This window comes from Austwickia sp. TVS 96-490-7B, from assembly GCF_019331795.1.
In the GTDB taxonomy this organism is placed as follows: Bacteria; Actinomycetota; Actinomycetes; order Actinomycetales; family Dermatophilaceae; genus Austwickia.
The window spans coordinates 467,449-483,806 of sequence record NZ_JAHPZL010000001.1; the positions used below are offsets into that span (position 1 = coordinate 467,449).

Sequence of the window (16,358 nt, forward strand, 5' to 3'; positions counted from 1 at the left end):
ACAGCGGTGCAGCTCAGTGGCACCGCACGTCCTCGACGATGTCCAGCACACTAAATGCCACATCATCGCTGTCATCCCAGTTCTCATCGTTGGCTGGGACAGCACCACCGTCCCCGCCATCAGCGTCGAGGGCTTCCAATAAATGGGGGTAACGGTCGAGCAGGAAACGTTCCCGGTAGGCCCAATAGGCGGCGTCGTGGACGTGGGTTGTGGTGAGGTAATTGGTCCCGGCACCGACGGCCAGACCTGCGACTGGGATGATTTGGCCGATCTTGCGTTGGGTGAGGCGCACTGAATATTGGGCGGCGAATCGTTGGGCGACCTTAGCCAGGAGTGACTCGTTGAGCACCACCCACGGTGAGTTGTTGGCTAGCGCGTGGGACAGCCGGACGAGGTCGGTCCGGGCCGCCTGCTTGCTGCGGGCGGTGAGCGCTGATCCCAGATTGATCACCGACATGGTGAAGAGCCGTTCGGCAGGATCAGCGGAGTCATACCCATAGATCAGGGCAGTGTGAGCGACGACTCTGCTGTTGAGGGCGAGCAGAGCAGCTGCGTCGACGGTCATGGCGGCAGCGACGGTCCCCATGCCGGGGGCACTTCCAATGCCAGCTCCGAGCAGACCGCCGGTGACAGCCCCGATGCTGCCGGCGGTCATCGCCAAGGCGGCTCCTCCTCCGGAGGCGGCGGAGGAGAAGCCGTAGAGGAGCGGGATCTTGGTACGACGTAACTGGGCGTCCGCGTCTTCGAGGTCAAGGCGGTGGATGTCCTCGAGGGTGTGGACATTGACGTGGTGTCGCCGGTAGGACCGCATGACGCGTTCGCTGCTCAGGGTGGCCATGGCGGCGTGGGCGGTCATCCGGCCCACGTTTTGTGCCGCGATAGAAAAGGCGTTGCCGACTTTGGCGACGCCAGCACCTGCGGTTTCAGCGAGTTTTCCAGCGGTCGCTTTGGTTTTTGCCGAGACGGGCACCTTGTCCAGAAGGTGAGTGGTGCGTTGAGCGTCAGGGGGGTTGTCGAGGAAGTCCTTAGCTCCGGCGACAGCGCTGGCTCCGGCGTCGTTCATCCGTTGCCACCACGCTGGGGTGTCCTGGGGTGCCTGGTCGATCCGGTCGAGGTGGGCTCGTATCTGCAGCCAGGCCCGGATCTCGTAACCGGACATCTCGGACATCATGTCGCCCCTCCCAGGCTGCAAGAAGGCCATCTGTGGAGCGGTCAATTCTGCTGGGCGGCAGCGACGCTCACGGCCCGATCGTAGTTCTCCTGGAAGTGTTTCATCCCGGGGGGTCGGCGTCGAGGACGCCCTGGGACTGCAGCGAGGGTCAGGCGGCTCGTATGACGTCGGGGCGGATCAGTTCGGGCAGGTCCAGATCAGCGGATTCGAGGGCGGTGGGCTGCCAGAGGCGCAGCTGTGCCCGGTGGTGGACGAAGAGCAGGAGCAGTGCGACATAGGTCAGGATGGCTGCTGCTGCGGGGCCATATCCCGGCATGGCTAGCCAGGACAACAGGGCGTAGATCAAGGCGGCGTCGAGAAGGGCGGTGATCTGGTCGGACAGGTGATGCGCCATCGTTCCCCTCGCCTTCGGTGCGCTGTGTGGACTGTCAGGTCCACCGGTGGGGTGCTGGCGGGGTGGTGGCAGCGGCGCGCTGTCACTCAGACCCGTCGGTCGCTCAATCGACGGGTCTGATTGATTTGAGAGGTTTTTCAGCTCTCTTGTGACTGATGTCACAGCGGATGCCGAGGGGTTCGAGGGGTCGTGCGTGGCGGAGGGTGACTCGGGGGGCGCTGAGGGGGGTGCCCCCCGAGTGACGGCTCACAGCTGCAGGGTGTCTAGGTTTCCAGCAGCGAGCGCCGCAGCAATCTCTTGGGCTTCGTTGGGGTCTTCCAGGTGGAGGAAGAAAACGGTCTGTCCGGTGGTGTCGGTGGCGGTGATGGCTTCGCCGTCCTCAGATCCGGCATGGTCGAGTCGGGGGGTCATCCCGCGCTGGGCGAATTCGTTCCAGAGCTTCTCGGCTTGGGCTTCGTACGCCGGGGAGAAGCGCTCCCAGACCTGGGTGGGTTCACCGTCGCACTGCCAGGCGCGGGGGAGGTCGTCAGGGGTGCGAGGGAAGGGTGAGTTTGTCATGTATCGACGGTAATGATGCCTCCTGATCGGTAGCTGAACAGGGCGTTGACGTCCTCATCGCCGAACTCGGCGCGAGCCGAGCCAGCATGTACAAAATCTTCGGCAGTAAATACGGCTTGTTCCGGGCCGCGCTGGCCGACGTCATCACCCGCCAGGCCAGCGATCCAGCCGCCCAAGACCTCGTCCTCGTGGCACTCCTCGAGCTAGCACCACGGGACGAGGCCGTCAGACGCGACGCCCTTCACGCGACAACCCTGGGTGTCGCCGACGACCCCCGCGCTGTCGGCGAACGACTCCTTCGCCGCGCGGGAATCCCTGCCACGACAGGAGATCTGACCTGATGAACACGCGCGTGAGATGCACCCCGTCCGAGCTGATCGTCGAACCGGTGGGGTTGGACAAAATGTGGTCAGTGACCAGGCGACTCACCATCCCATGGAGTCATGGCCACCCCTAGCTTCGCGGCACCGCTGTGCTGGCCTCCACCGCTGTGCTGGCCTCCACGGCTGTCTGCGGATCCAGGTAGACGCTCGCACCGAGGTGCACAAACTCTTCGGACTTGCGCGCCATCTGCTCCTCCACGGCCATCGTGTCGCCGTACGTGCGACGGATGTCCGCGCTGATCCGCATTGAGCAGAACTTCGGCCCGCACATCGAGCAGAAATGCGCGGTCTTCGCGGGCTCAGCGGGCAGGGTCTCATCGTGGAAACTTTCCGCGGTGACCGGATCGAGGGACAACGCGAATTGGTCGCGCCAGCGGAATTCAAACCTGGCCCGGCTCATCGTGTCATCCCACGCACGCGCCCCGGGATGTTTCTTGGCGACATCGGCCGCATGTGCCGCGAGTTTGTACGTGACGACACCGGTCTTGACGTCGTCCCGATCCGGCAGCCCCAAATGCTCCTTCGGAGTGACGTAGCAGAGCATTGCTGTCCCCCCCATGGCAATGGTGGTCGCGCCGATCGCTGAGGTGATGTGGTCATAGCCCGGCGCGATGTCAGTAACGAGCGGACCCAAGGTGTAGAACGGCGCACCGTCACACCAGTCCTGCTGAACCTCCACGTTGTCCAGCACCTGATCCAGCGGAATGTGGCCAGGCCCTTCGACCATCACTTGCACGTCATATGCCCAGGCGCGTTTCGTCAACTCAGCCAAGGTGCGCAGCTCCGCCATCTGCGCTTCGTCGCAGGCGTCAGCCACGCATCCGGGTCGCAGTCCGTCCCCCAGTGAGAAGGCCACGTCGTACGCCGCGAAGATTTCGCACAGCTCATCGAAATGCTCGTACAGGAACGATTCCTGATGGTGAGCGAGCATCCACCCGGCCATGATTGAGCCGCCTCGGGAGACGATCCCGGTGATCCGATCCACCGTCATCGGCACATAGCGCAGCAGCACCCCAGCATGGATGGTCATGTAGTCCACGCCTTGCTCACACTGCTCAATCACCGTGTCGCGGAACACTTCCCAGGTGAGGTCTTCGGCGCGACCGTCGACCTTTTCCAGCGCCTGATAGATCGGGACCGTCCCGATCGGCACTGGGCTGTTACGCAGGATCCATTCCCGAGTGGTGTGGATGTCATCACCGGTGGACAGGTCCATCACCGTGTCCGCGCCCCAGGTGACCGCCCAGGTCAATTTGTCGACCTCGTCAGCGACCGAACTGGTCACTGCGGAGTTCCCGATATTCGCATTGACCTTCACCAGAAAAGACCGCCCGATGATCATCGGCTCTGCCTCAGGGTGGTTGACATTGGCGGGGATGATCGCCCGCCCTGCCGCGACTTCTTCCCGCACCAGATCCACGGACAGGTTCTCCCGGGCCGCCACATATCGCATCTCCGGGGTGGTGATCCCCTGCCGTGCGTAATGCATCTGGGTGACTCGTCGCCCAGGTAGGGCTCGCCGAGGGTCCCGCTGCTGACCGCGCCACTGGTCGCCAGCCACGCTGCCTCGACGTACCGCCCCCTGACCGTCGTCGTGGAGGGTACGACGACGACCGGCGTACTCCTCGGTGTCGCCGCGCCCCTCAATCCACGCCGCCCGCAGCGGCGCCAACCCCTGACAAGGGTCACCACCTGGCCCGGTGGTGGTGTACCGATCGAAAGTCTCCCCGTTGGACAGGTGAACCCGGGCGACGGGCACCTGCACGCTCTCGCCGGTGTCCTCGGCGACATCGACGAGGACTCGTTCATGGGTGGAATGCAACACCGTGAGGTGACTGGTGGTGGTCATGACACTCGCTTCCGCTCGGCCGGGGCCGACGGTGGGAGAGCAGTCCGTGAAACTGTCGACCCGCAACAGAAGATCCCGGCCGGGACGTCCTGGTGACGTCGGGTCGGCCGGACATCCCTCCGCCGGTATGACCCGGATCAGGTATGACGGTCAGGGCGGCCTGAGCCCTTTCTCAGCCTGCTGCCGCAGGCTCCCGTGGTCGACGAGCCCCACCCTAGCCGCAAAGACCACCCGGCAGGGCCCCGATCAGCACATCACCACGTAGGCGGCCGGCCCGATGCCACCAGTTCACCCGACCAGTCGGCCAGCGGTGAAGCGGTCGATGACCAGGTCGGTGGCGTATCCGGCTCGTAACGCCACATCAACCCCGTGCACACGGTCCCGACCCCCCACCACCATCAGCCGAGTCTGCTTACGCCGTAACTCATCCAACCCGATGCCCACGGTGCGGGCATCCAAATCAGGGTCGCAAACCTGCCCATCTGCGCCGAAGAAATGTGAGGCGATATCCCCGGCGGCGTGGCTGCGCATCCGGTGCTGTTCGGCGTCGGTCAGGTAGCCCTGCTGAAAGAGCAACGCCTGGTCACTGACCGTCCCGACGGTAAACACTGCGATGGTGGCCTGACGACCCAGATCAATGATGCGCCGGATGTGCCGTTCCTGTTCGACGAGTTCTTTGACGTCGCGGCTTTCAAAAATCGCTGGCAGCGGCAAATAGTGCAGGAACGCCTCAAATGCGCGTGCCACCATCGTCAGTGTCTCGACATCTTGGGTGCCTGGAGCGGACTGACTCATTCCCCCTTTGAGCTGAACGACCTCCACTCCTTGCCGATCCTGTGCCGGGAGATGGCGGGCTAACGCATACATTGTGCGCCCCCAGGTCATCCCGACCAGATCTCCGTCCCGGACCAGGTCACTGAGCACCCGAGCTCCGGTGCGCCCCAAGGCGTCGCGCACCGTGTCCGGATCCTCGGTGGGCGGCACTGCCAGGTGCACTGACCGGAGTCCGTATCGATCTTGCAGGGCGGCAGCCATTTCGTGCGCCCGTTCCCGAGGGTCGTTGACGACGATCTGCACATAGCCACGGTCCTTGGCGTGTTGCACCAATTTCGACACGGTAGGACGGGACACTCCCAACGTGTCAGCGATCTCCCCCTGGCTCATGCCCTGTTCGTAGTAGAGCCGCACGGCATCAATCGACTGTGCATCACGCGCACCGAAATCCATGACCGTCATCATCGCGCGTACGACCGGGCGACACGTAGTTCCCGACGTACGCCAGCAGGATGAGGGCCCCGACGACGAGCTGACCCGATGAGCGGACATCTGCCTGGTCGGCTAGATAAGGTGTGGCACACCCCACTGGCATGACGGAAGGAGCACGCCAATGGCGACCATCAACGGCCACGACGTCCCGGATGCCACGGGACAGACTCTCGCGGCGTACGTCGCACACGCCGGTTATGACCTGACACGCGTCGCTGTGGAGGTCAACGGGGACGTGGTTCCTCGCAGCACGTACGCCGAGCGGGTTTTGGGCGATGGTGACCGGGTGGAAATCGTGCAGTTCGTAGGCGGCGGGTAATGAATCCACGACCGTCGCGGGAACAGATGCGAGCTGCGCTGGCTGGACGACTCGGCGAGGACCATGTCGCTGCCTTGGAAGCAGCGACGATCGGGGTCGCCGGGTTGGGTGGCTTGGGATCGCAGATCGCCATCGCGCTGGCCCGCACCGGCGTCGGTCATCTCCGATTGGTCGACAAGGACCTCGTGGACCTGTCTAACTTGAACCGGCAGGCCTACGATCTGGCCGACCTGGGACGGCCAAAAACTCAAGCGCTGGCCCGCCACCTCGCGTGGATCAACCCGCATCTCGACGTCACGATCACCACCACTGAGATCACTGGGGACAACGCGAGCGAGTTGTTCGTTGACTGTGCAGTGGTGTGCGAAGCCTTCGATGACCCCACCGCCAAAGCGATGCTCACTGAGACGTTGCTGACTGGTCGTCCAGACATCCTGATCGTCGGGGCTTCCGGGATGGCGGGGAGTGACCTCACCGACACCATCACCACCCGCAGGGTCGGCCATCGCTGGTGGATCTGCGGGGACGGTGTCAGTGACATCGCTGATGGCACCCCCATGCTTGCACCACGCGTGATGGCCTGCGCTGGGGCCCAGGCCATGGTCGCACTGCGTCTGGTGCTCGGTCTAGACGCCTGAAAACGTGCTGGGAGTGTCCGTGACCCGACCCCGACCTCGCGTCTTCAGCGCGCAGATGCAGCGCTAGGCTGAATGGCGACGCGGGGTGCCGCTGCAGCTCACGGCGCGTGGGCGACCCGGCTGAGATCACACCCGTCGAACCTGATCTAGTTCGCACTAGCGAAGGGACGTCGCCATGGACGCCACCACCGAGATATCGACCTCGACCACCGCTGACCCGCTGATCGTGGGTGGGCACGAATTCACCTCACGGTTCATTCTCGGCTCGGGGAAGTTCGGTCTCGACCTGGTCCAGGCTGCCATTGAGCAGGCTGGCGCGCAGATCATCACGATGGCGGTACGCCGAGCAGCAGGCGGTGGCGACGCAGCCACCGGCAACATCTTGGACGCTGTCCCTGACTCCATCACCCTGCTGCCCAACACCTCCGGAGCCCGCACCGCGGCTGAGGCAGTGCGGATCGCCCGGCTTGCCCGGGAGCTGGGGTGCGGCGACTTCGTGAAGATCGAAGTGATCCGGGACAGCCGCTACTTGCTGCCGGACAACGCCGCCACCGTCGAAGCCACCGAGGTCCTCGCCGCCGAAGGTTTCGTGGTGCTGCCCTACATGTTCCCGGACCTGACCGTGGCCCGAGACTTAGTCGCTGCTGGAGCAGCAGCTGTCATGCCGCTAGCTGCGCCCATCGGATCCAACAAAGGCCTATCCACCAGGGATTTCATCGAAATCCTCGTCGATGAAATCGACGTCCCAGTGATCGTAGACGCCGGGATCGGACGGCCCAGCCAGGCCTGTGAAGCGATGGAGATGGGGGTCGACGCGATCATGGCCAACACCGCCATCGCCACCGCCGGTGACATTCCAGCCATGGCAGCGGCATTCCGGTGGGCGATCGACGCAGGTCGGGCGGCGTACCTCGCCGGTCCCGGACGGGTGTTGCAGCGAGGCGCTGCCGCTTCATCCCCGCTGACCGGTTTCCTCGACGACCCACACCAACCAGCAAGCGCTGAGCGCGCGGCAACAGACCACGGCAGCCTCTGATGGGCAGCATCGCACCGGTCCCGCTGCTGGCGCGGCGGGCAGACGGCCGCACCGACCCGATGGACTGGCGAGCTCAGCACGTCCCCACCGGATCGGGGATTATGGCGCACGTGCTGGCAACGGCACGCACTATCGATTTCGAGGCCTTCGACGCATCCTCGGTGCGCGCCGCTGTCACGCGATCCCGACGGACCACCACAGACCTCGCTGCTCTGCTCTCCCCCGCCGCAGCACCGCTCATCGAAGAGATCGCGGCAGCAGCACAGCAGGAAACTCGCGCCCGATTCGGCACCACAGTGGGCTTGTTCACCCCGCTCTACATCTCCAACTACTGCCAAAACATCTGCACCTATTGCGGATTCTCCGCGAACCAACGCATCACCAGGGTCGCGCTCACCCCTGAAGGCATCGACGCAGAACTCCGAGCGATCGCAGCGACCGGACTCCAAGAGATCCTCATCCTCACCGGCGAATCCACCAAATACGCCGGTGCGCCCTTCATCGCGGCAGCGGTGCACCAAGCAACCCGGTACTTCCCCACCGTCGGGATCGAAGTACAGCCGTTGACACTGGCGGAATACCGCCAGATCCACGAAGCCGGTGCCGATTTCGTCAGCGTCTACCAAGAGACGTACGACGTCGAAACCTACGACCGATGTCACCCCGGCGGCGCCAAACGCCAATTCCCTTGGCGGTTCGAATCACCCGAGCGGGCACTCACCGCCGGGATGCACGGTGTGAACTTTGGGGCCCTGCTGGGGCTCGCTGACTTCCGCCGTGACGCCTTCACCGCAGCCGTACACGCAGCCACCGTGCAACGCGAGTTCCCTCAGGCTGAGATCGGTTTCTCAGTGCCACGGCTCCGCCCGATCGTGGGCGGACAGGACCCGCTCGGCACAACAGCCGGACACACCCGCGACATCCCAGACGTCCACGAGCGGGACCTACTCCAAGTGATGTGCGCCTACCGGCTATTCCTACCCAGCGCTGGCATCACCATCTCCACCCGGGAACGCCCCGGATTCCGCGACGGCGTCCTCGGCCTCGTCGCCAACCGGTCATCAGCAGGGGTCTCCACCGGAGTCGGCGAACACGCCACGGATGACGCCTCAACCCAGGTCGGCGACGAACAATTCGACATCGCCGATGACCGGTCCGTCGCGCAGATGTGCGACGCCATCCGCGCTCGCGGGTTGCAACCGGTGATGAGTGATCATCTGCGGTTGACCGGCTGAACCGGTCGGGGATCGTCAGGACGGGTCTAGTCGGCTCCGCAGTCGCTGAGCCACGCTTCGCGGGTCATCGGCCCCAGTCAGAGCCCGTACGACCACGATCCGGGTGGCTCCAGCGTCGAGGACCTGCGGCAGGGTTTCCTCATCGATACCGCCGATCGCGAACCACGGTGTGGTGGTGCCGCTGAGCGCGGCAGCTCGGACCAGGTCGAGACCCACACCGGGACGACCGGGTTTAGTCGGGGTTGCCCACAGCGGGCCGGTACAGAAGTAGTCGACGTCGGGATCGTCGGCGGCCGTGAGCATCTGGGTGCGGTCGTGGGTGGATTGTCCGATGAGCGCGCTCGGGGTGAGGCTGGCCGCGTCGCGTGGGGTGAGGTCGCCTTGGCCGACGTGCAGGACATCAGCGTCGGTGAGGGTGGCCAGATCGGCACGGTCATTCACGGCGAAAAGCTTCCCCGCGCGCCGGGCTTCGTCAGCGACGATAGCCAGGGCAGTGAGTTCATCGCGGGCTTCGAGGGTTTTGTCGCGCAGTTGGATGATGTCGACGCCACCGTCGTAACAGGCGCGGACAAAAAGCCGCAGGTCGTCTGGGCCGGTACGGGCGTCCGTGCACACGTAGAGCCGGGCCTGCTGCAGCGGGCTGGACATGTCGTGGGATGTCGTGTCACTCACAGTGGTCACGGTACGCAGGTGGGCGGCTGCGGTGCAGGCGTGGTGGGATCTTGATCCGATACGACGCTGTCATCGCGGCGGCGGAGACGGCGTTGGTGCCGATGGTGGAGACGTGTGGCCAGGAGCAGGACGAGATAGGTGCTAGCAGCGATGGCACCGAGGGTGGTCAGGGAGGGGCGCAGGATCCACCAGAGGAGTGCGGTGAGTACGGCGACGCTGAGCAGATGGCTGAGGTGGTCGATGACAGAGTCCTCGGGCATGGCTTCACCGCCCTTTCGAACACTCGACATGAACTCATGAGTAACCTTGGGGCACAGTACCTTTAGTCCAGTCAACCGGGGGAGTTCAGCCGAGGCGAGATGGCCCCCGCGTCGCCTGGCCCCGGGGTCACGGCGCCCCTCGCTGAGGGGTCGGTTCAGTAATTCCCGCCACGGAAGGGTGGTGGCACGGATCCTCGACCACGTGGAGCGGGGAAAGAGACCCTACTCAGCGCCTGCCACATTCCTTCGACTTTGTCAGCAGCGGCAGCGGCATTTCCAGCCTCACACAAATCAATGATCTGGTGATGCACGAGAATCGATTCCCGGCCGATGATCGCACCGAAGCGGAGCCGTTCGAGGCGCCGAATGACCGGGGTGAACTGTTCTAAGACAGTGGCCACGGCTGAATTGCCGCAGGCATGGACGGCGACATCGTGGAAGGCGTCGTCAGCGGCCAAACACTCGTCAACATCTCCGTCGACGATGGCATCAGCAAAACGTTGGTTGGCTGCCCGCATTTCCACGAAGTCACTGTGAGTAAATCTAGGGGTAGCCAATTCGATCGCGAGTCGATGCATTTTGGCGACGACAGCCTGGGCATCCAAAGCGACATCCAGATCGGCGTCGGTGACGACCCGAGAGTCCCGCGGTCCCGGAGTGATCAGTCCGGTAGCTTCGAGTCGGTGCAGGGCTTCGCGGACGCAATCACGTTGCACATTGATCGCGGTGGCGACTTCACTCTCGCGGAGCACCACCCCTGGGGCGTACGTCCCAGTAACGATCGCCTCCCGAATAAAAATGTACGCCTCGTCGACGCGAGTGTTTCGCGTGGATCGACGTGGCGGCCACAGCAACATGATTCATGGTGACTAAGGGTTGCCTAGCCGGTCAAGGTGTAGGGCGCTCGCTGCCGTACACCACGCGCTGATCGGTCGGATCTGACAGCTACGCTCCAGTGGTGCGTATCGCTACTTTCAACGTGAACGGGATCCGTGCGGCTCAGCGGCGAGGCTTCGAAAAGTGGCTGACCAGCAGGGACTGTGATGTGGTGGCTTTGCAAGAAGTTCGGTGTCCGGTGGCAGCCCTGCCGGACGGAGTCTTCGGGTCCTATCACGTGACCTACGACTCAGGGCAACTCGCTGGACGCAACGGAGTGGCGGTGTTGACCAGGCACGCTCCGACAGCGGTGCGATCGTGGGGTGCCGGAGTGCTAGTGCGAGCCCCTGGCGACGGCCATGTCGAGCTGCGCGAACACGAAGAACGCGGATCCTTAGCCCGTGAGTTGCGCGCGTTCGCCGACGAAGGCCGGTACGTCGAAGTGGACCTGGCGCAGCAGCCATTGACGGTGGCCTGCCTCTACCTCCCCAAAGGGGGCCTTCCCGCTCATTTGCAGGATCCCAAGCGGATGCGGGAAACCCCGGACGGCGGAGTGAAGTACCAGCGCAAAATGGACTTCCTGGCTGGCTTCGCTCGCCATCTACGCTCGGCCCGTCGGACGGCGGCGGCACAGGGCCGGGAGTTCCTGCTGATGGGCGACCTGAACATCGCACACACCCCTACCGACGTCAATAACTGGCGGCGTCAACAGAAAACCGAAGGGTTTCTTCCGGAAGAACGAGCGTGGCTAGATGAGGTGATCGGACCACGCACGCTGATCGATGTGGTACGACAGCTTCACCCAGACGCGCAAGGCCCCTATTCGTGGTGGTCCTGGATGGGGCAGTCATTCGCCAAAGACGTGGGTTGGCGTATCGACTACCAGTTGGCGACGCCAGCCTTGGCGAAATCAGCGACCTCCGCAGGGGTGGACCGTGACCCCTCCCGGGAGGAACGCATCAGTGACCACGCCCCGGTGGTGGTGGACTACGCCTTTCCCACGGCATGACCTGAAGCTGATCTCACTATGACCTGAAGCTGATCTCGCCATGGTGCTCCGGCGTCGCGGTGCGTCGTCCGCTCCGTCACCGCGACGCCGGAAGTCAGGTCAGGACATGGTGGCTGGTGCTGGCAGCTTCATGCCCCGCTTCTTCATGACGTCCCGCAGTTTGGTCGGGTAGTCGGTGATGATGCCGTCAGCGCCAGCATCGATCTGAGCTTCCATGGCGGCCGGGTCGTTGATCGTCCAGGGGATGACCTTCAGACCTGCCTTGTGGGCCCGGTCAACGAGGGCTTTGTCGGCGACCAGACGGAAGTCGGCGTCACCGGGCTTGCGACCGTAGGGCAACGAGTACCCCGGAGAAAGAATGTCGGCCTGGACCTTCTTCGCGGCAGCGACGATGTCGCAGCGCACCGAGTCAATGTCGATGCCGTTGGTCCATGGGGAGTCCTTCACCCAGGTGGATTCATCCCACAGCAACACCGTTGGGATTTTGGGGTTGGCTTTCTTCACCAATGGCAACGACCGCCAGTCAAAGGACTGGATCATCACCTTGTCAGTGACCTGAGCTTTGGTGACCTCGCCAAGGATGACGTCGACGAACTCTTTCGGGGTGGCCGACTGCTCAGGGTGCTCGGCTTCGATCTTGGTTTCGATGTTGAACCAGACACCAGCCTTGTGCCGTTTGGCCAGGTCAAAGACGTCACTGAGCTTGGCGATCTTGTTGTTCTTCACCACTTCGGCGTCCGGGAAACCTTTGAGCTTCTTGCCGCAATTCAGGGTCTGCAGCTGCGCCCAGGTGAGGTCGTGGACGAGCTTGCCGACGTAGGGGAATTGTTTGTCACCGGGGGTGGCGGGTTTGGTGTCTACGCATTTGGTGTCGAGGACTTTGGGGTCGTGCCAGACAGCGGGGACTTTGTCCTTGGTGAGGACCACGTCGAGTTCCAGGGTGGTCACACCCAACGCCAGGCTTTTCTGGAAGGCCTTGAGCGACTCTTCGGTGGTCTCGCCGCGGCCGCCACGGTGGGATTCCAAGTCGAATCCGGACGGGCCGACTGAGGGCGCTGCGGGTTTTTTGGCCCCACCTTTGGTGTCCTCGGCATGGGCGGTTCCCGCAGCGAGGGACATCGCCCCGATCAGGGCAGGGACACAGAGGGTGGTCAGGAGACGTCGGCGGCGTACGCCCATGAGTACTCTCGTTTCGGCTGGCGCCGGTCGCGTCGGCGTCCGGTGCGGACGGTGTTGAAGTGACGGCGCCTAGTCTCGGTGGTCAACGTGACAGTTGAGTCCATTTTGCGGTCACAAGCGGTAACGATGTCGTTACCTTCAGGTGTCAGTGCCACACTGACGCCATGCACGTACTGACGGCCCTCGCTCTGACGTGCACGACCCTTGCCTTGGCTGGATGCCTCTGGGGCTGGTATCTCAGTGCTCAACAGGTCACTCGCGCCCGAGAAGCCGCTGATGAAGCCGCAGAAGCCTTGCGGGCCCGCCTGGAACGCCCCAGCGTCTTTTCCCATGAGGTGCGCACCCCTTTGGCCTTGATCAAAGGGGCTGCGGAACTACTCGCCGAGGAGACCCCCGGCCCGTTGAATCCCCGCCAACGAGAGTTCGTCACGACCATCACCAGCAACGCCGAGCAGGTCATCGGGATGGCTGAGGATCTGCTCACCGAAGCCCGGATGTCTAGTCGCCTGTTCCGGCTGGACCGCGAACTCTTAGACATCAGATCACTAGCCAGTGACACCGTCCGGACCTTACGTCGGATCCATGACGTCCCGATACGCCTTTCCGGGCAAGGTCGGCCTCTCTATATCGAAGCGGATCGAGGGCTGCTGCGTCAGGCGCTCTACAACGTGGTCAACAACGCGGCCCGACACGCGGGCCCTGATGTGACGATCACGGTGGAGGTCACCGAAGCCGATGGCCAAATTGTTGTGGCGGTCAGTGACGACGGCTCAGGGATGTCCGCCAAGGACCGAGAGACCTTGTTCACCCCTTTCGCGGTCGGGTCGTCGCATCGTCCTGGAACGGGTCTGGGCATGATGATCACCGAATCGATCGTCACCGAACACGGTGGGCGGGTCCTGGTCGACACCGTCGATGGCCATGGCACTACGTTCTTCCTGACCTTGCCGAGTCAGGCGCCTGCCGTGCGCTAACCCGGTGACCCGGTGACCTGGCACCGCACAGGAGGGAATGTGTCGAAAGATGCTCCGCACGCGTTGGTCGTCGACGACGAACGTCAGATGCTGTCGATCGTCGAGTTCGCGCTGTCCACCCAAGGTTTTACGTGTACGACAGCCGGCAACGCCGAGCAGGCATGGGCGATCCTGTCGATCAGGCAGGTCGATCTGGTGGTCCTTGACGTGATGCTCCCCGGAGCGTCAGGAGAGTCGCTATGCCGTCGTATCCGCAGCAATTCGGACGTGCCGGTCCTGCTGCTGACCTCACGGGGCACGGAGAACGACCGGGTGAACGGCTTCCTGGCCGGAGCGGATGACTATGTGACTAAGCCGTTCTCCCCCCGAGAGCTCGCCTTGCGAGCGCAAGCGTTGGTACGTCGTACGCGGTTTCGGGAGCCGTGCGAAACGATCCGTAATGGGCCGTTGACCGTTGATCTGACTGGGCGTACTGCGAGTTGGCAGGGCCGGAGGTTGCGGTTGAGTGATGTCGAGCATCGGCTGCTTGCGGTGTTGGCTCGGCATGCTGGGTCGGTGGTGTCGTGGCGGGATCTGCTCAATGAGGTGTGGTTTACCGGTGAGACCGCTGGGGGGCGGGACATGATCAAGACCACGGTGTATCGGTTGCGTCAGCATCTGGGATCGGCTGGGGAGGGTTTGATCGTCACGGCGAGGGGAAGTGGGTATGTGATGCCGCGTCTGGATGACACACCGGTCGTTCCGGGCGGGGTCAGGTGATCTGGGATCGTCGTGCCCCGTCGGGGCGACGACGTGCTGGTCCGCGGTCGTGGGTGGCGGCGCTGGTGTGTGTGGCGTTGTTGACGTGGAGCGGTGGTCAGGTCATGCGCTCCCATGGTGGGGACTCTCTGGGGGTGTTGTGTTCTTCGATGGAGGAGTTGTGTCGTCAGTGGGCGGAGGCCTTCACTCGGCACAGCGGTATTCCGGTGTCGATGATGCGGGTGTCTTCGCGGGAGGCGTTGGCTCGGATTGGGCGGGGTGAGGGCAGGGACGAGGACGTGTGGCATGGCGGTCCTGCTGAGTTGTATGAGTTGGCGCGTCAGCGGGGGTTGTTAGCGCCGTACGTCCCTGCGTCGGCTGTCTTTGTCCCGGTGGAGGACCGGGATCCGGGAGGCGCATGGACGGGGGTGTATCGGGGGAATTTGGGGTTTTGTTCTAACCCGGCGATGTTGCAGGAGTGGGGAGTTCAGGTGCCCCGATCGTGGAACGATTTGATGGATCCCCGGCTGCGGGGGCGGGTGTCGATGCCAAATCCAGCGACCTCGGGGACGGGAACCACGATCGTGGGGGTGCAGTCACACCGGTTGGGGGATCCGGAGGGGGCGTTGCATTGGTTGGCGATGCTGGATCGGCAGGTGTTGCAGTACACGCGTTCTGGGATGGCGCCGGCGGGGGTGGTGGCGCGAGGGGAAGCGGCGGTGGCGATCACTTTCACGCAGCATTGCGTCCGGCAGATCGAGGCTGGGCGTCCGTTGGTGGTGAGTTATCCACGGGAGGGCACTGGCATGGAGGTCGGTGCAGTGGCGGTGCTGCATTCGGCTCGGCATGAGGTGTGGGCTCGTGCGTATGTGGATTTTGTGACTTCGCGGATTGGTCAGGAGATCGGGACGGATCAGCGGGTGCCTCAGCTTCCGACGCGTACGGACATGCTCGCTGATGCGCGGTTGATGTTGCCTCCGGATGTGCGGTTGGTGTCGTCGTCGGTCCGGGATGCTGCGGCGACGGAGGATTTGGTGGCCCGGTTTGCGTCCAAGGTGCGCCCGTGACGGTGAGTCGGTGGGGCGCGTTGGGGTCGGCGGGGTTGGCCATCGTGTTGTTTTTTCCGTTGGCCAAGGCGCTGTTTGGGGTGGAGGAGCAGGAGTCGTTGCTGCGGGCGATGTCTGGTGACGTCGTGGTGTTGCGGAACACGTTGGTGTTTGCGGTGACGGTGGCGGTGTTGGCCACGTTGGTGGCGTGGGGGTGTGCTCATGGGGAACGGCACCATGACTATCGGGGGCGGAAGCTCGCTCATTTGTTGTGTCTTGCGCCGTTGGTGTTGCCGCCGCCTGTGCTGGCGTTGGCGGTGTTGACGTTGTGGGGGCACAACGGGGTGGTGACTCGGTTGTTTGCTCCGCAGTGGGATGTGTATGGCTTGCCGGGTTTGACGTTGGCGGCGACTGGGTCGGCGGTGCCATTGGCGTATGTGATCCTGCGGCAGGCGTTGGATCTGCGGGATCACCGGTTGATGGAAACCTCCAGGGATCTGGGTGCGTCGTCGTGGCGGGTGCTGTGGACGGTGGAGTGGCCGGTGATTCGTCCGGCGATGGTGGTGGCATTTCTCGTGGTTTTCGGCCAGGCGGTGTCTAATCTGGCGGATCCGTTGGTGCTGGGCGGGGGCTTTACGGTGTTGTCGACGCGACTGTTTGAGTCGGTGACCGCGGAGAATGACGTCATCTCGGCGGGGGCATGCGCGATCCTGTTGGTGTCGACGGGGATTGGGGCGGCGGTGGTGGCTGGGTTG

General features: G+C 63.7%; 19 protein-coding genes and 2 riboswitches. Of the genes, 10 read left to right on the forward strand and 9 right to left on the reverse strand.

Translation table 11 applies throughout. The features are described 5' to 3' along the window. Positions 1 to 13: 13 nt before the first annotated feature. The 3 genes from KEM60_RS02150 to KEM60_RS02160 form a co-directional block, all read right to left on the reverse strand. Complete coding sequence (locus KEM60_RS02150) at positions 14 to 1,171, reverse strand: EcsC family protein (RefSeq protein WP_219105834.1); 1,158 nt, start codon at positions 1,169 to 1,171, stop codon at positions 14 to 16. Positions 1,172 to 1,319: 148 nt separating this feature from the next. Continuing rightward, positions 1,320 to 1,565, reverse strand: a complete 246-nt coding sequence (locus KEM60_RS02155) for a hypothetical protein (RefSeq protein WP_219105835.1) — start codon at positions 1,563 to 1,565, stop codon at positions 1,320 to 1,322. 246 nt (positions 1,566 to 1,811) lie between these two features. Continuing rightward, positions 1,812 to 2,123 carry a hypothetical protein gene (locus KEM60_RS02160; protein WP_219105836.1) on the reverse strand — a complete coding sequence of 104 codons (312 nt, stop codon included), beginning with the start codon at positions 2,121 to 2,123 and terminating at the stop codon, positions 1,812 to 1,814. An 86-nt stretch (positions 2,124 to 2,209) separates the two neighbouring features. Here KEM60_RS02160 and KEM60_RS02165 point away from each other — a divergent pair, with 86 nt between their 5' ends. Then, entirely contained in the window at positions 2,210 to 2,464 is a 255-nt protein-coding gene (locus KEM60_RS02165; RefSeq protein ID WP_219105837.1) for a hypothetical protein, read from the forward strand. 112 nt (positions 2,465 to 2,576) lie between these two features. On the opposite strand, the gene thiC is transcribed toward KEM60_RS02165, so the two are convergent. Together thiC and KEM60_RS02175 are read right to left on the reverse strand one after the other, a co-directional pair. Continuing rightward, positions 2,577 to 4,355 carry a phosphomethylpyrimidine synthase ThiC gene (thiC, locus tag KEM60_RS02170; RefSeq protein ID WP_219105838.1) on the reverse strand — a complete coding sequence of 593 codons (1,779 nt, stop codon included), beginning with the start codon at positions 4,353 to 4,355 and terminating at the stop codon, positions 2,577 to 2,579. Positions 4,356 to 4,452: 97 nt separating this feature from the next. Next, positions 4,453 to 4,562: riboswitch (TPP riboswitch) on the reverse strand. Positions 4,563 to 4,643: 81 nt separating this feature from the next. Continuing rightward, positions 4,644 to 5,582 carry a sugar-binding transcriptional regulator gene (locus tag KEM60_RS02175; protein ID WP_219105839.1) on the reverse strand — a complete coding sequence of 313 codons (939 nt, stop codon included), beginning with the start codon at positions 5,580 to 5,582 and terminating at the stop codon, positions 4,644 to 4,646. Positions 5,583 to 5,742: 160 nt separating this feature from the next. Here KEM60_RS02175 and thiS point away from each other — a divergent pair, with 160 nt between their 5' ends. The 4 genes from thiS to thiH all read left to right on the forward strand — a co-directional run bounded on the left by thiS (position 5,743) and on the right by thiH (position 8,849). Continuing rightward, on the forward strand, positions 5,743 to 5,940 hold the full coding sequence (thiS, locus tag KEM60_RS02180) for a sulfur carrier protein ThiS (protein WP_219105840.1): 198 nt from the start codon (positions 5,743 to 5,745) through the stop codon (positions 5,938 to 5,940). Further along, on the forward strand, positions 5,940 to 6,578 hold the full coding sequence (gene thiF, locus KEM60_RS02185; RefSeq protein WP_219105841.1) for a sulfur carrier protein ThiS adenylyltransferase ThiF: 639 nt from the start codon (positions 5,940 to 5,942) through the stop codon (positions 6,576 to 6,578). Before thiS ends, thiF begins: the two co-directional genes overlap by 1 nt. A gap of 71 nt (positions 6,579 to 6,649) precedes the next feature. Then, positions 6,650 to 6,763: riboswitch (TPP riboswitch) on the forward strand. Continuing rightward, a complete protein-coding gene (locus tag KEM60_RS02190) occupies positions 6,754 to 7,614 on the forward strand; it encodes a thiazole synthase (protein ID WP_219105842.1) in 861 nt (286 codons plus the stop codon). It overlaps the preceding riboswitch by 10 nt. Continuing rightward, the gene (gene thiH / locus KEM60_RS02195; protein ID WP_219105843.1) at positions 7,614 to 8,849 is read left to right on the forward strand and encodes a 2-iminoacetate synthase ThiH; all 1,236 of its coding nucleotides are present in this window, start codon (positions 7,614 to 7,616) and stop codon (positions 8,847 to 8,849) included. The genes KEM60_RS02190 and thiH overlap by 1 nt, the downstream gene beginning before the upstream one ends. Before the next feature lie 15 nt (positions 8,850 to 8,864). On the opposite strand, the gene thiE is transcribed toward thiH, so the two are convergent. The 3 genes from thiE to KEM60_RS02210 all read right to left on the reverse strand — a co-directional run bounded on the left by thiE (position 8,865) and on the right by KEM60_RS02210 (position 10,638). Next, the gene (gene thiE, locus KEM60_RS02200; RefSeq protein WP_219105894.1) at positions 8,865 to 9,497 is read right to left on the reverse strand and encodes a thiamine phosphate synthase; all 633 of its coding nucleotides are present in this window, start codon (positions 9,495 to 9,497) and stop codon (positions 8,865 to 8,867) included. Between the two features lie 29 nt (positions 9,498 to 9,526). Further along, a complete protein-coding gene (locus KEM60_RS02205) occupies positions 9,527 to 9,781 on the reverse strand; it encodes a hypothetical protein (protein ID WP_219105844.1) in 255 nt (84 codons plus the stop codon). A gap of 155 nt (positions 9,782 to 9,936) precedes the next feature. Continuing rightward, a complete protein-coding gene (locus KEM60_RS02210; protein ID WP_219105845.1) occupies positions 9,937 to 10,638 on the reverse strand; it encodes a GntR family transcriptional regulator in 702 nt (233 codons plus the stop codon). A gap of 98 nt (positions 10,639 to 10,736) precedes the next feature. Between KEM60_RS02210 and KEM60_RS02215 the strand changes: the two genes are divergently transcribed. Beyond that, positions 10,737 to 11,666, forward strand: a complete 930-nt coding sequence (locus KEM60_RS02215; protein WP_219105846.1) for an exodeoxyribonuclease III — start codon at positions 10,737 to 10,739, stop codon at positions 11,664 to 11,666. A 99-nt stretch (positions 11,667 to 11,765) separates the two neighbouring features. On the opposite strand, the gene KEM60_RS02220 is transcribed toward KEM60_RS02215, so the two are convergent. Continuing rightward, on the reverse strand, positions 11,766 to 12,845 hold the full coding sequence (locus tag KEM60_RS02220) for a glycerophosphodiester phosphodiesterase family protein (RefSeq protein WP_219105847.1): 1,080 nt from the start codon (positions 12,843 to 12,845) through the stop codon (positions 11,766 to 11,768). 164 nt (positions 12,846 to 13,009) lie between these two features. Between KEM60_RS02220 and KEM60_RS02225 the strand changes: the two genes are divergently transcribed. The 4 genes from KEM60_RS02225 to KEM60_RS02240 all read left to right on the forward strand — a co-directional run. Then, a complete protein-coding gene (locus KEM60_RS02225) occupies positions 13,010 to 13,819 on the forward strand; it encodes a sensor histidine kinase KdpD (protein WP_219105848.1) in 810 nt (269 codons plus the stop codon). Positions 13,820 to 13,858: 39 nt separating this feature from the next. Continuing rightward, the gene (locus tag KEM60_RS02230) at positions 13,859 to 14,578 is read left to right on the forward strand and encodes a response regulator transcription factor (protein ID WP_219105849.1); all 720 of its coding nucleotides are present in this window, start codon (positions 13,859 to 13,861) and stop codon (positions 14,576 to 14,578) included. Next, positions 14,575 to 15,624 (forward strand): ABC transporter substrate-binding protein, encoded by a 1,050-nt coding sequence (locus KEM60_RS02235; RefSeq protein ID WP_255574140.1) that lies wholly within the window; start codon positions 14,575 to 14,577, stop codon positions 15,622 to 15,624. Before KEM60_RS02230 ends, KEM60_RS02235 begins: the two co-directional genes overlap by 4 nt. Further along, a partial coding sequence (locus tag KEM60_RS02240) for an iron ABC transporter permease (RefSeq protein ID WP_219105850.1) occupies positions 15,621 to 16,358 on the forward strand: 738 nt, incomplete at its 3' end. The genes KEM60_RS02235 and KEM60_RS02240, both read left to right, overlap by 4 nt.